General features: G+C 66.7%; 16 protein-coding genes. 5 read left to right on the forward strand and 11 right to left on the reverse strand.

What is annotated here, in order from left to right:
* Positions 1-11 precede the first annotated feature (11 nt).
* Genes nusB through B4L36_RS12025 form a run of 5 tightly spaced genes read right to left on the reverse strand, consistent with a single transcriptional unit; the run spans position 12 to position 3340 of the window.
* On the reverse strand, positions 12-503 hold the full coding sequence (gene nusB / locus B4L36_RS12005) for a transcription antitermination factor NusB (protein WP_292957486.1): 492 nt from the start codon (positions 501-503) through the stop codon (positions 12-14).
* The gene (locus tag B4L36_RS12010) at positions 500-1045 is read right to left on the reverse strand and encodes a 6,7-dimethyl-8-ribityllumazine synthase (protein WP_292957489.1); all 546 of its coding nucleotides are present in this window, start codon (positions 1043-1045) and stop codon (positions 500-502) included. The genes nusB and B4L36_RS12010 overlap by 4 nt, the downstream gene beginning before the upstream one ends.
* A gap of 3 nt (positions 1046-1048) precedes the next feature.
* Positions 1049-2167, reverse strand: coding sequence for a 3,4-dihydroxy-2-butanone-4-phosphate synthase (gene ribB / locus B4L36_RS12015; protein ID WP_292957492.1), 1119 nt, complete (start codon positions 2165-2167; stop codon positions 1049-1051).
* Positions 2157-2723 (reverse strand): hypothetical protein, encoded by a 567-nt coding sequence (locus tag B4L36_RS12020; RefSeq protein ID WP_292957495.1) that lies wholly within the window; start codon positions 2721-2723, stop codon positions 2157-2159. The genes ribB and B4L36_RS12020 overlap by 11 nt, the downstream gene beginning before the upstream one ends.
* Complete coding sequence (locus tag B4L36_RS12025; RefSeq protein ID WP_292957498.1) at positions 2720-3340, reverse strand: riboflavin synthase; 621 nt, start codon at positions 3338-3340, stop codon at positions 2720-2722. The genes B4L36_RS12020 and B4L36_RS12025 overlap by 4 nt, the downstream gene beginning before the upstream one ends.
* Before the next feature lie 252 nt (positions 3341-3592).
* On the opposite strand from B4L36_RS12025, the gene B4L36_RS12030 reads away from it, so the two are divergent.
* The 3 genes from B4L36_RS12030 (at position 3593) to B4L36_RS12040 (ending at position 8113) form a co-directional block, all read left to right on the forward strand.
* Positions 3593-4918, forward strand: coding sequence for a capsule biosynthesis protein (locus B4L36_RS12030; RefSeq protein ID WP_292957501.1), 1326 nt, complete (start codon positions 3593-3595; stop codon positions 4916-4918).
* Between the two features lie 80 nt (positions 4919-4998).
* Positions 4999-6096, forward strand: a complete 1098-nt coding sequence (locus B4L36_RS12035; RefSeq protein WP_292957521.1) for a polysaccharide biosynthesis/export family protein — start codon at positions 4999-5001, stop codon at positions 6094-6096.
* A 7-nt stretch (positions 6097-6103) separates the two neighbouring features.
* Positions 6104-8113 carry a capsular polysaccharide biosynthesis protein gene (locus B4L36_RS12040; RefSeq protein WP_292957503.1) on the forward strand — a complete coding sequence of 670 codons (2010 nt, stop codon included), beginning with the start codon at positions 6104-6106 and terminating at the stop codon, positions 8111-8113.
* Between the two features lie 37 nt (positions 8114-8150).
* Here B4L36_RS12040 and ribD read toward each other — a convergent pair whose 3' ends face one another.
* Complete coding sequence (ribD, locus tag B4L36_RS12045; protein ID WP_335662393.1) at positions 8151-9161, reverse strand: bifunctional diaminohydroxyphosphoribosylaminopyrimidine deaminase/5-amino-6-(5-phosphoribosylamino)uracil reductase RibD; 1011 nt, start codon at positions 9159-9161, stop codon at positions 8151-8153.
* Complete coding sequence (gene nrdR, locus B4L36_RS12050) at positions 9158-9622, reverse strand: transcriptional regulator NrdR (protein WP_292957506.1); 465 nt, start codon at positions 9620-9622, stop codon at positions 9158-9160. The genes ribD and nrdR overlap by 4 nt, the downstream gene beginning before the upstream one ends.
* A 159-nt stretch (positions 9623-9781) precedes the next feature.
* Between nrdR and B4L36_RS12055 the strand changes: the two genes are divergently transcribed.
* Positions 9782-10453 carry an SDR family oxidoreductase gene (locus B4L36_RS12055; RefSeq protein WP_292957509.1) on the forward strand — a complete coding sequence of 224 codons (672 nt, stop codon included), beginning with the start codon at positions 9782-9784 and terminating at the stop codon, positions 10451-10453.
* An 82-nt stretch (positions 10454-10535) separates the two neighbouring features.
* Positions 10536-10739: a dodecin family protein gene (locus B4L36_RS12060; protein ID WP_292957511.1), complete on the forward strand. Its 204-nt coding sequence runs from the start codon at positions 10536-10538 to the stop codon at positions 10737-10739.
* Positions 10740-10744: 5 nt separating this feature from the next.
* Here B4L36_RS12060 and B4L36_RS12065 read toward each other — a convergent pair whose 3' ends face one another.
* The 4 genes from B4L36_RS12065 to B4L36_RS12080 all read right to left on the reverse strand — a co-directional run.
* Positions 10745-11173, reverse strand: a complete 429-nt coding sequence (locus B4L36_RS12065; protein WP_292957513.1) for a secondary thiamine-phosphate synthase enzyme YjbQ — start codon at positions 11171-11173, stop codon at positions 10745-10747.
* Positions 11170-12639, reverse strand: coding sequence for a DNA recombination protein RmuC (gene rmuC, locus B4L36_RS12070; RefSeq protein WP_292957515.1), 1470 nt, complete (start codon positions 12637-12639; stop codon positions 11170-11172). The genes B4L36_RS12065 and rmuC overlap by 4 nt, the downstream gene beginning before the upstream one ends.
* A gap of 89 nt (positions 12640-12728) precedes the next feature.
* Positions 12729-13136 (reverse strand): BLUF domain-containing protein, encoded by a 408-nt coding sequence (locus B4L36_RS12075; RefSeq protein WP_292957517.1) that lies wholly within the window; start codon positions 13134-13136, stop codon positions 12729-12731.
* Between the two features lie 6 nt (positions 13137-13142).
* Positions 13143-13617: sigma-70 family RNA polymerase sigma factor (locus tag B4L36_RS12080; RefSeq protein WP_292957519.1), on the reverse strand; the 475-nt coding region annotated here is incomplete at its 5' end.

The following is a 13617-nucleotide window of genomic DNA, read 5'->3' on the forward strand; positions in this document are numbered from 1 at the left end:
CCGGCGTCACATCATCCGTCGAATGCATCCGGGCGCAGATCGCGCGCCATGTGATCCAGCACCCCGTTCACGAATTTCGGCTCGCGGCCGTCGGGAAAAAAGGCCTCGGCGATGCGGACATATTCAGTGATGACGACTTTTGGCGGGGTCCTGGCGCCCGCAAGTTCGGCGCCACCCGCGCGAAACAGGGCGCGCAGCACCGGATCGATCCGGTCGATCGGCCATTTCGCCACCAGCCCCCGATCCGTCGCCTGGTCGATCCGGGATTGCCAGGTCACCGCCTGATCGACGATGCGCATGAACAGATCGCGATCGGCTTCGGGCATCTGCCCTTCCTCGTCCTCGGCGCCGATGCGATAGGTCTCGAATTCGCGCTGCACGCGATCGGCCGATTGTCCCGCCGCCTCCATCTGGAACAGCGCCTGGACGGCATAAAGCCGTGCCGCCCCGCTAAGTGCGCGGCGGTCTGACCCCGAGCGTGAGTTTTGTCGTGCCTCGGTCATGCCTTGCCCTGCCCGTCCAGTTCGCCCGCAAGACGGATCACGTCGCGGGGCGCGCGGTCAGGGTCGCGCCTGGCGGCCCATCTGCGCGTCAGCGCCACCAGGTGCAAGGCCGCTGCGGCCGCCCCGCCCCCCTTGTTCTGCCCGGCGGGATCGGCGCGAACCTGAGCCTGTTCGGGATTTTCGACCGTCAGGATGCCGTTGCCGATGCAGACCCCGTTCAGACCCAGCAGCGTCAGCCCGCGCGAACTGTCGTTGCAGACCGTATCGTAATGCGTCGTCTCGCCGCGGATCACGCAGCCAAGTGCCACGAAACCGTCATAATGGGCCTGCCGCGCGGCGATCCCGATGGCGGCGGGGATTTCCAGCGCGCCGGGAACCTCGATCACGTCGATCACCGCGCCGGCTTCGGCGGCCCGCGCCCGCGCGCCGGCCAGAAGGCCATCGGCGATCGCACGATAATAGGGCGCGACCACGGCCAGCAGCCGGACCGGCGAATCGAAGGTCGGAAGCGGCAATTCGTGATGCGCAGTGTTCAAGACCATGGCTCAGTCCTTGGGAATAGGCCGCGTGGAATGGACGGAAAGCCCGTAGCCGTCAAGCCCGACGATCTTCACCGGGGCGGAATTCGTCAGCAGGATCAGGTCCGACAGGCCGAGTGCCGACAGGATCTGCGCGCCCAGGCCGTATTGACGCAGGGTGTGCGGCCCGGCCTCGTCGGGCTGCCGGATTGCGTGGGTCAGATCGCGGATCAGCACGACGGCGCCGCGGCCCTCGTCCGCGATCGCGCGCATGGCGGCGGGCAGGCTGCCGGCGCCCGCCCCGCCGATCCCCAGCACGTCATGCAGCGGATCCAGCGCGTGCATCCGCACCAGAACGGGGCCTGGCGCGGTCAGGTCGCCCTTGCTCAGCACGATATGTTCCGCGCCCTGCATCTCGTCGGCGAAGATGCGCATGATCCATTCGCCGCCATGAGCCGAATGGACGATGCGCGACGCGCGTTCGGCAATCAGATTGTCGTAGCGGCGGCGATAGCGGATCAGATCGCTGATCGTTCCGATCTTCAGCCCGTGTTTCTGCGCGAAGGCCACCAGATCGGGCAGCCGCGCCATGCTGCCATCCTCGTTCATGATTTCGCAGATCACGCCGGCCGGGTTCAGCCCCGCCAGCCGCGCAATATCGACCGCCGCCTCGGTATGGCCGGCGCGGACCAGAACCCCGCCATCGCGGGCGCGCAGCGGAAAGACATGGCCTGGCGTGGCGATATCGGGCGCGCCCCTGGTCGGGTCGATGGCCACGGCGATGGTGCGGGCGCGGTCATGCGCGCTGATCCCGGTCGTGACCCCTTCTCGCGCCTCGATCGACATGGTGAAGGCGGTCTCGTGGCGCGAGGAATTGCGCGGACTCATCAGCGTCAGGCCGAGCGCCTCGATCCGGGCTGCAGGCAGGGACAGGCAGATCAGGCCGCGCCCGTGGGTGGCCATGAAATTCACCGCATCGGGCGTGGCCATCTGCGCCGGAATCACCAGATCGCCCTCGTTCTCGCGGTCCTCGTGATCGACAAGGATGAACATGCGCCCGTTGCGCGCATCCTCGATGATCTCCTCGATGGACGAGATCGCGTCGGAAAAGTCGCGTTCGACCGGGCCGGGTTTTTCAAACTGCATGGCGCGTCCCTTCGAAATAGCGCATTCCGGTGATGAACCCGGCCAGTCCTCCGGCCGCCATCATTTCGCGCTCGTGATCCGTTTCGCCGATCATGAGCACTGCGTCACCGGGCAGATGTTGCTGGCGCAGCCAGGTCTTGACCTCATCGCGCATAAAGGCCCAACTCTGGCCGAAACGCGGCAGATCCAGGCTGGAATCGGCGTCGATGCGCCGCGCCAGCGCCAGACGGTCCAGCCCCGGCCCGGCCCCCAGATGCCGCGACGCCGTCAGGGTCTGCAACCTGCACTCGCGTCCGCCGGGCAGGGCCGCGCCGTCGCGAAACACGCCAAGTGCATTCGAGGAAAACAGAAACGCCACCAGATCGCGCCCGGTCGAGGCCCGAACCCCGGCATAGGTCTTGTAGTCCAGCCCGAGCGCCTGCGCGCGGCGCACCCGCATCCGCACGACCTCGACCGGCAGGACCGGCAGCAGATCGGCCCGCGCCCGGTGCCAGCAATGGGCGCGCCACCGCGTCCCATCCATCGCCGGACCGCCATTGTCTCCGATCCGGGTCATCGCGTCGCGGTCCCGGTATCCGCCGCCCCGGCCTCGGCCAGCCGCGCGACATAGCGGGCCAGCGTGTCGATTTCCAGATTGACCGCATCGCCGGTCGCGGCCGTGGCCCATGTGGTGACCTGCCGCGTATGCGGGATCAGATTGATGCCGAAACGATTGCCCTCGACCTCGTTCACCGTCAGCGAGGTGCCGTTCAGCGCGACCGATCCCTTGGGCGCGATGAAACGCGCCAGCGCCGGCGGCGCCTCGAAGGTCAGGCGCAGGCTGTCACCCTGATCCTGCGCCGCGACGATCCGCGCCACGCCATCGACGTGACCGCTGACGATATGGCCGCCCAGTTCGTCGCCCACCTTCAGCGCCCGTTCCAGATTCAGCCGTTTGCCGACCGCCCAGCCATTCGCGCCGATATTCGTTTTCGACAGCGTCTCGGCCGAAATATCCACATCGAACCAGTCGGCGCCCTTGGCGATCACCGTCAGACAAACCCCGTCGCAGGCGATCGAGGCACCCAGATCGACGCCCGCCATGTCATAGCCGCAGCCGATCCGCGCGCGCATGTCGCCGCGCATCTCGACCACGCGAACCTCGCCCATATCCGTGATGATGCCCGTGAACATCGCCAAGCCCCCTGTGCACGCGCAATGACCTAGGCGATCGGCCCACGCCGCGCAAGGCATGGGCCGATCGCCCACCGCCCGAATCCGGCGCGACGCGACGCCGGCCGGTCCTCCTGACGCGACAAAATCGTGGAAAATACCACCCGAACGTGCAAACTGTCCGGCAATTGCACCTTGTCACTTTGCCGGCCGATGTTTCACAACCCTCTTGACCATTCAGACAGCGACCCATCGCAAGCCGGTCTTCTCGCGATGGAAGAAAGGGTGTTTCTGCTGCTGCAAGGACCGCATGGACCCTTCTTCAACCGCCTCGGGCACCTGTTGCGGCAGGCGGGCGCGACGGTGTGGCGCTGTGGTTTCAACGCCGGCGACGAATTTTTCTGGGACGACAAGGATCACTTCATCCGCCACGAAGCGACCATTCGGGACTGGCCCGCCCATCTGAACCGCATCCTGGTCGAGAAGAACGTCACCGATCTCGTGCTTTACGGCGACGTGCGGCCGATCCACGCCATCGCCCGCAGCGTGGCCCATCAGGAGGCCCTGCGTTTTCACGTCTTCGAGGAGGGCTATCTGCGGCCCTACTGGATCAGCTATGAACGCGGCGGCTCGAACGGATCCTCGCCGCTCCTGGAAATTTCACTGTCGCAGATGCGCGCGGCCCTGCGCGACACCTCCGCGGAAATCCACCGCCCGCCTGCGCATTGGGGCGACATGCGTCATCACAAGTTCTATGGCGCGCTGTATCATTTCCTGGTTCTGGCGGCGAACCGGCGCTATCGCCGCTATGCCGGCCACCGCGCGATCACCGTCCGGCAGGAATTCCGGCTGAACCTGCAAAGGCTGATGCTGATGCCGGCCTACAACCTCAAACGCGCGCTTCGATGGCGGCGGATCAAGCTGTCGGGTCAGCCCTATTCGCTGGTTCTGCTGCAGCTCGAACACGATTCGAACTTTCTCGGTCATTCGCCCTTTCGCAGGAATTCCGAATTCGTCGAGACGGTCATCGCGGAATTCGCCCGCTCGGCGCCACGTCACCACCACCTGATCTTAAAGGCCCATCCGCTGGAGGACGGCCGCGCGCGCAATCGCCACGCGATCCGCGATTCCGCGGCCAGTCACGGGCTGACGGAACGGGTCCATTATCTGCGCGGCGGCAAGCTGGCCGATCTGATGGCCCATGCGCGGTCCATCGTGACCGTGAATTCGACAGCCGCGCAGCAGGCGCTTTGGCGCGGCATTCCGGTCAAGGCGCTTGGATGCGCGGTCTATCAGAAGACCGGGATCACCTCGGACCAGACCCTGGCCGACTTCTTCAAGGCGCCGCGTGCCCCGGATCCGCACGCCTACCGCATCTTCCGCGACTATCTGTTGCAGACCAGCCAGGTACCCGGCGGCTTCTATTCGCGCCGCTCGCGCGCCCACGCATTGCGGCTGGTGGCCGATATGATGCTGGCCCCCCTTGACCCTTACGAGACACTGGCCGATGGACATGTGACACATCGGCAGCAAATCACCGATCCGGTGGCCTGGATCCCCTGTTCTTGTGGCCCAGGGGCCCGGCAGACGCTAGATTAACCGCAAACCGGACAACAAGGGCCGGGACGAGCAAGACAGGAGTTTTCGAGGTGACAGTCCCATTCTCACCCGCCGCCGCCATGCGGCTGGTCTTGGTTGCGGCCCTGACGCTGCTGTCCGCCTGCGCCCTGCCACGGTCCGGCCCCACCAAGGGCGAGATTTACGCAGGCTCGGTCGAGCGCGGCGGCAATGCCAATGTGGTCTATGTCAACGATCAGGTCACCCGCGCCGCGAATTTCGTTCCGACCTACGGCTTTTCGAGCGGCTTCAGGAATGCGGGCCAGGTCGGCGCGGACGAGATCCGGCCGGGCGATGTGCTGGGCCTGTCGATCTGGGAAAACGTCGATGACGGGCTTCTGACCTCGCTGGGATCAAGTTCAACCAACCTCCAGGAAATTCAGGTCGACAGCGCGGGCTACATCTTCGTGCCCTATGCAGGCCGCGTGCGGGCCGCGGGCAACAGCCCCGAACAATTGCGCCAGATCATCACCCAGCGGCTGTCGACGCAGACCCCCGATCCGCAGGTGACGGTGGCGCGCGTCGCCGGCGACGGGGCCACGGTTTCGGTCATGGGCAAGGTCGTGTCCCAGGGCGTCTATCCGATCGAACGTCCGACCCGCGCCCTGTCGGCAATGCTGGCCAGGGCGGGCGGTGTCTCCATCGCCCCCGAAATCGCGGTCGTGACCGTCAAGCGCGGCAACGACATGGGCAAGGTCTGGCTGACCGATCTCTATTCCGGCCAGAACGACATCGCGCTGCGTCCCGGCGACATCATCCTGGTCGAAGAGGATCAGCGCAACTTTACCGCCATCGGCGCCCTCGGCGGTCAGACGCGGGTGCCGCTGGGCAATGACATGATCAGCGCGGTCGAGGCCATCGCGATGGTCGGGGGCCTGAATTCAAACCTGGCCGATCCGACCGGCGTGTTCATCCTGCGCGACGAACCGGAATCCGTCGCAAGCCGGGTTCTGGGCAAGCGCGTCTCCGGTTCGCAGCGGATGGCCTATGTGCTGGATCTGACCAAGCCGAACGGATTGTTCCTTGCCCGCGATTTCCTGATCCGCGACGAGGATACGGTCTATGTGACCGAAGCACCCTACGTGCAGTGGAACAAGGTGTTGTCGGCCATCACCGGCGGTGTCCGACAGGCCGACAATCTCAGCAAACTGGGGAACTAGCCCGGCCATGGCGGCGGATGAGGGCATGGCCGCCGGGGGCGAACCCCGGCGGCTTTTCGTGTTCAATGGGGGCTTTTTCGCCCGCCCGCGCCTGCGGCGGATGATGGAACTGGCCGGCTGGAGAATCGCCGCCGGCCTGCCCCGCGCGGGCGATGACATCGGCATCTGGGGCGCCAGTCCGACCGCGTGGCGCGGTCGCGCCATCGCGACGCGCCGGGGTTGCGGGCTGATCACGGTCGAGGATGCCTTCCTGCGTTCGATCCTTCCGGGGCGGGCGCGCGGCGCGGTGGCGCGGCGCGGTCCGATCGGCCTTCTGATCGACCCTTGCGGGGTGCATTTCGATCCGGCGCGGCCATCGCTGCTGGAACGACTGATCGCCTCGGGCGTGACCGTCGCGCATCGCCAGGCCGCAATCCAGGGTATCGCCCGGCTGCGATCGCTGGATTTGTCGAAATACAATTTCCACCGTCCCCGGCTTGCCGCGCCCCCGCCCGGCTACGTCCTGGTCATCGACCAGACGCGCGGCGACGCCTCGCTGCTGGGGGCGGGCCGCGGCCGGTTCCTGGCCATGCTGGAAACGGCACGGGCCGAACATCCCGACCGCCCGATCGTGCTGCGCACCCATCCCGAGACAGCCGCCGGCCTGCGTCCGGGCCACCTGACCGGCGCCGATCTGCGCCCCGGCGATCTGCTTTGCGACGCCCCGATCTCGCCCTGGCGGCTGGTCGAAAATGCGCACAGCGTCTATGCCATCAGCTCCCAGTTGGGCTACGAGGCGCTGCTGGCAGGGCATCGCCCGCGGCTGTTCGGCCTGCCATTCTATGCCGGCTGGGGCCTCAGCGACGATGAAACGATGCTGCCCGCCGACCGCCGCGGCGCCGCTGCGCCCGAGGATCTGTTCGCCGCCTCTCATCTGCTGGCGCCCTGCTGGTATGATCCCTGCCGCGACGCGCTGACCGATTTCGATGGTGCCGTGAACCAGATCGAGGCCGAGGCGCGCGTCTTTCGGCAGGATCGCGGCGGCCATCTGGCCTATGGCATGCGCGCGTGGAAACGCCGCTTCATCCTGCACGCCTTCGGCGACAGCGCCGGGCTGGGTTTCGCCCGCACGCCCTCGCCGCGGGTCACGCTGGCCTGGGCAGGCCGCGCCGACAGGGTGCCGCAAGCCGCGAGGGTCGAGGACGGCTTTCTGCGCTCGCGCGGGCTGGGCGCCGAACTGACACCGCCGCTGTCGCTGGTCGCGGACGATCTGGGCATCTATTATGACCCCGGCCGCGAAAGCCGGCTGGAACGCCTGATCGCGGCGCCCCTGCCGCCGGGCGGGACTGCGCGGGCCCGGGCTCTGATCGGCGCGATCCGTGCGGCGGGCCTGACGAAATACAACCTGGCGGGCGATGCCCCCGATCTGCCGCCACGCGACGGGCGGCGGCGCATCCTTGTCCCCGGCCAGGTCGAGGATGACGCCTCGATCCGCCTCGGCGCCGGGCAAGAGCGGCACAACCTTGCGCTTCTTGCCCGCGTCAGGGCGGACAATCCCGACGCCTTCGTCATCTACAAGCCCCATCCCGATATCGAGGCCGGTCTGCGGCCTGGCGCGGTGTCCGGATCCGAACTGGCGCGACTGGCCGATCACGTCGCGCGCCGGGCCGATCCGCTGGCGCTGCTGGACCAGGTGGACGAGGTCTGGACCATCACCTCGACGCTGGGATTCGAGGCACTTCTGCGCGGGGTGCCGGTCACGGTTCTGGGGGCGCCTTTCTATGCAGGCTGGGGGCTGACGCGCGATCTGGGCCCCGTGCCCGCGCGCCGCACCGCACGTCCCGATCTTGCGGCGCTGGTCCATGCCTGCCTGATCGCCTATCCGCGTTATCGCGACCCGGTGACCGGGCTGCCCTGCCCGGTCGAGATCGCGGTCGCACGACTGGCTTGCCGCGCGACCGGCCGTGGGCCGGGATTGCGGCTTCTGGCCAAGGCGCAGGGGATGCTGGCCGGGCATAGCTGGATCTGGCGCAGATAGCGGGCGCAGGCGCTGCGGCCCTCGACCCGGCCGGGGATCAGGCCCGCAGCCAGCGGTGGAACAGGTCAGGGCCGATCGCGCGGCTTTCGACAAGGCGAAATCGCGGCGCCGCGGCGAGGTTTGGCAGAGCCAGCGGCGCAATGGATGCGCGGCCCTCGGCGCCCAGGGCGATGCCCGCCGTATAGCCGATCAGTTGATCGACCACGCCCGCCTGCACAAGCGCGGCAGACAGGATGCCCCCGCCCTCGCAGAAAAGCCGGGTGATGCCGCGGGCGGCAAGATCGGCCAGGATCGCCCGCGGGTCTCCGCCGACCTGCCACAGCGGGCCGTGATCCGGCCCTTCCGGGGGCAGATCCGGCAAGGGCCGGGTCGTCGCGATCACGCGCACCGGCTGGCGCACCGGACCAAGGCCGCGCACGTTCAGCGAAGGCAGATCGGCGCGGGCAGTGCCGCCACCGACCAGGATCGCATCATGGCTCAGGCGCAGGGCATGGACATGGCTGCGGGCCCCGGCTCCGGTGATCCACTGGCTTTCGCCGCTGGCGGTCGCGATGCGGCCATCGAAAGAGGTGGCCAGCTTCAGCGTCACGAAGGGTCGCCCATCGGACAGGCGCAGCAGGAAACCGGCCTGAAGCGCGCGGGCCCGGGCCTCGGCCACGCCCTCGCAGACCGCGATTCCGGCCGCGCGCAGGATCGCATGGCCGCGTCCGCCGACGCGCGGGTCCGGGTCGGTCAGCGCGGTGACGACGCGGGTGATCCCGGCCCGCACCAGCGCCTCGGCGCAGGGCGGCGTGCGGCCATGATGGGCGCAGGGCTCCAGCGTGACATAGGCAGTCGCGCCCCGCGACATCGGCCCGGCCTGATCCAGCGCCACGGCCTCGGCATGGGGGCGCCCCCCCGGCTGGGTCCAGCCGCGTCCGACAACGCGACCGTCGCGGATCAGGACACAACCGACGGCCGGGTTGGGCCAGACATTGCCCAATCCGCGCCGTGCCAGACGCAGCGCATGGGCCATGTGGCGCGCGTCTTCGGCCCGGTCGGGGCTCACTCGTTGGCGGCGCCGGGGCGCAGTTCCGACACGAACTTGTCGAAATCGCCCGCGTCCTGAAAGTTCTTGTAAACGCTGGCGAAACGGACATAGGCCACGTTGTCGATCCGCGACAGAGCCTCCATCACGATCTCGCCGATCATCTTCGAGGCGATGTCGGTCTCGCCGGTGCTTTCCAGCCGCCGGACGATCCCCGAGATCATCTGTTCGATCCGTTCGGGTTCGACCGGGCGCTTCTGCATCGCGATCCGGATCGAGCGCGCCATCTTGTCGCGGTCGAAATCCTCCCGCCGTCCGTTCGACTTGACGACGACCAGATCGCGCAACTGCACACGTTCATAAGTGGTGAAGCGACCGCCGCAGGCGGGGCAGAAGCGGCGGCGGCGGATGGCGACGTTATCTTCGGCCGGGCGTGAATCCTTGACCTGCGTATCGACATTTCCGCAAAACGGACAGCGCATCAGTTGTTCCCTCGGTCCGGCGATCCGCAGCCACTATAGGTGCGGTGGCAGGGTTTGGGTAGAGTTTATCCACAGCCCACAAGATAGGCGCAGTGGAACATGTGGCAGGAAAGCCGCGTTGGCGGGCGGAAACTCAGATGATCCGAAAGGCGGCATCCCATGGCAAAGACCCTGTTCATCACCGGCGCATCCTCGGGCATCGGCGCCGAGACTGCGCGCGAAGCCGTCAAGGCCGGCTGGAATGTCGGCCTGTTCGCCCGATCAAGGGACAAGCTGCGCAATCTTGCGGACGAACTGGGCGAGGCTGCGCTGCCCCTGCCCGGCGATGTCACCGACGAATCCGACCTGGCCGGCGCGGTGGCGGATTGCGTGTCGCGTTTCGGCGGCATCGACGCGGCCTTCGCCAATGCCGGCCGGGGTCTGGAAACACCCGGCACGGAAAAGGCCGATCTGGACGATATTCGCGGCATGATCGAACTGAACATCACGGGCCTGCTGCTGACCGCAAGGCTGACCCTGCCGGAACTGCGCAAGACCAAGGGGACGCTGGTGCTGACCGGCTCGGCCGCGGGTCGGCGGCATATCGCGGGCTCGATCTATGGCGCGACCAAGTGGTTCGTGCATGGCTATGCCGGAAACATGGCCGAAGAGATGCGCGAATGGGGTGGCCGGTGCGCGGTCGTTGCGCCGGGCATGGTCGATACACCCTTCTTCGACGATGGCGCGCCGGGAAAGTTGCAGGTGCAGGACGTCGCGGCGGCGGTGATGCACATCATCGAAGCGCCCGAGCGCGCGGCGATCCGCGAAATCCATCTGATGCCGCAAAGCTGATCGGCCGACAAGCGGCCGCACGAACCAATTGCGCGGCGGGACGTTGGCCCTGCTCCGAGAACGCATGTAGGAGGATAGCGAGATGAGTATTGCACGTGTCACCGAAATTTCGGCCACCTCGGATACCGGCTTCGAGGATGCCGTCCGCGAGGGACTGAAACGCGCCAACGAGACGCTGCGCCACGTCAAGAGTGCCTGGATCAAGGAGCAATCCGTCGATTGCGAGGATGGCGCCATCAGCCGCTATCGCGTCAACATGATGGTCACGTTCATTCTGGACGACTGAACCGGTCAGGCCGGATCGGACTGAAACAGCGCCGCCACCTGTCTCTGGTGCGGCGCTGTCCGGTGTTCGACCAGATAGATGCCCTGCCAGATTCCCAGCATCATGCGCCCCCCGGAAACCGGAATCTGCAGACTGACCGGCAGGATCGCGGCCTTCAGATGCGCGGGCATGTCATCGGGGCCTTCGCTGCGGTGGCTGATCCACGTCATCGACGGATCATCGGCCGGCGGTGCGATACGGTCCAGCCAGCCCAGAAGATCGACCTGAACGTCTGGATCGGCATTTTCCTGGATAAGCAGCGAACACGAGGTGTGCCGCACCATCAGCGTCAGCAACCCGCGGCCGGCGTCAATCGCCATCAGCCATTCCGCCGCCTTGCGGGTCAGGTCGTGGCAGGCAGGGCCTGCAGTGGCGATCCGGAAGACATGGTTCATTCGGCTGCCTCGGATCCCGCATCATCCGGCGTGCCCAGCCGGGGATCGTCGGTCGGGTCATGGTCCAGACCGATCTGTTTCTGGTTGCGCGCGCCCAGTTCGCGCAGCATCTCGACCTGGCGGATGACATTGCCGGGCCCGCGCGACAGACGGTCCAGCGCCTGGCCATGCGCGCGGCCGGCCTGGTCCAGCGCCTTGCCGACCCCTTCCATCGCCTCGACGAAACCGGCCACCTTGTCATAAAGCGCGCCGGCCCGTTTCGCGATCTCCATGGCGTTGGTTTCGCGACGCTCGACGGCCCAGATATGTTCGACCGTGCGCAGGGTCAACATCAGCGTGGTGGGCGTGGTCAGGCCGACCCGGCGTTCCATCGCGAAGCGGGCCAGGCCCGGATCGGCGCGCAAAGCCTCGGAAAACGCGCCCTCGATCGGGATGAACATCAGCACGTAGTCGACCGAAGCATCGTTCATTCGGTGATAGCCCTTCTCGCCCAGTGTGGTGACATGGGCACGGATCGCGGCCACATGGCGACGCAGGGCGGCATCCGCCTGGGCGGGATCGTCGGAATTCACCGCGACCTCGTAATCGTTGAGCGACACCTTGCTGTCGATCACCATGATCTTTTCGCGCGGCATCCTGACCACCACGTCGGGGCGCCAGCGCCGGCCATCCTCGTCGGTCCAGCTGTTCTGAATGTCGTAGTGAATACCGGATGCAAGCCCGGATTCCTCGAGAATTCTCTCCAGCACCATCTCGCCCCAGGCGCCTTGACGCTGCTTCTCGCCCTTCAGCGCGCGGGTCAGGTTGACCGCCTCGCGAGAGATGTCCTCGGACCGCTGATGCAGGAAGGCGATCTGTTCGCGCAGACGCGCGCCCTCCTCGTCCAGAACCTTGTTGCGGACCTGCAATTCCGATTGGAACCGGTGCACCTGGTCGCGAAACGGGGTCAGCAGCGCGGAAAGCTGTTCGCCCTGCGCCTTCTGCATGTCGGTTTGCTGCACGCGCAGGGTTTCGGCCGCCAGCAGCCTGAACTGGCCGGTCATTTCCTCGCGCAGCTCGCGCAGCGCCGCAATCTCGCGCGTGGCGGATTCGTGATCCTTCTGCGCCGCCAGCCGGGTTTCGGCCAATTGCGTGCGCATCTGCGCGATCTCCTGCCGGGCCTGGTGCAGCGCGTCGGTCAGCCCGTCGCGTTCCTCCGCCAGTTCGCCCAGGCGCGCCCGCTGCGTCTCGGCACGGACCTCGTGCTGGCCGATCTGCAATTCCAGCGCGTGAACCCGGCCATCGGCGTCTTGCAGTCTGGATTGCAGCGCCGTCTCGCGTGCCCCGCCCGCCGACAAGGCGCGACGCAGGCGCAGCGCCAGGACGACCAGCATCAGCAATCCGACGGCAAGCAGGGCCAGCAGGGCCTGGACGGTCTGGAGATCGCCGGACCATGCGATGATCCGGGCGGAAAAATCCTGCGGCATGAAGGCTCCGATTGCTGCGCGTCGGGCTTAGTGTTCACTTTTTGTGCCGCGACACAACCCATCCGGGCGCCGTTGTCAGGACACCGCTGTCAGGCCTCGACCGATTGCAGAAACGACATCACTGCGGCGGCATAATCCCGGCGGTCCATGGTCGAGACCTCGGCGCTGGCAAGCCAATCCAGAAGCGAGGCCCGGTCGCGATCGGAAAACCTCATCCGCCAGTCCTGAAAGCGCCGATGTTCCAGCGCGCCCTCCACCAGCACCGCTATATCTCGGTGCCGGTCGTCACGCAGGATCGAACCCAGAACTTCGCGCAGCGCATCCGCCGGTCCTTCGAGCCATTGAAAGAACAGCCCATCCTCGTAGTGCAGACAGCCCGTCAGCGACATCGCCTGGTTGCGCGCGCGGGCGGCGGCAAGAATGTCCTCAAGTTCGCCCGCCCGAAGCGCGCGACTGGCGGTGCTGCGATACAGCGAATATTCCAGTCCTTCCGACATGACGGGTTACTGATCGAGAAAGGACCGAAGCTTGCGGCTGCGCGAGGGGTGCTTCAGCTTGCGCAGCGCCTTGGCCTCGATCTGGCGGATGCGCTCGCGGGTGACGCTGAATTGCTGGCCGACCTCTTCCAGCGTGTGGTCGGTGTTCATGCCGATGCCGAAGCGCATCCGCAGAACCCGTTCCTCGCGCGGGGTCAGGCTGGCCAGAACGCGGGTCGTGGTTTCCTTCAGGTTTTCCTGAATGGCGGAATCCAGCGGCAGGACCGCATTCTTGTCCTCGATGAAATCGCCAAGCTGGCTGTCTTCCTCGTCCCCGATCGGGGTTTCCAGACTGATCGGTTCCTTGGCGATCTTCATCACCTTGCGAACCTTTTCCAGCGGCATCTGCAGCTTGTCGGCCAGTTCCTCGGGCGTCGGCTCGCGGCCGATCTCGTGCAGCATCTGGCGGCCCGTCCGCACCAGCTTGTTGATCGTCTCGATC

This window comes from Paracoccus sp. UBA889 (assembly GCA_002294185.1).
GTDB lineage: Bacteria > Pseudomonadota > Alphaproteobacteria > Rhodobacterales > Rhodobacteraceae > Paracoccus.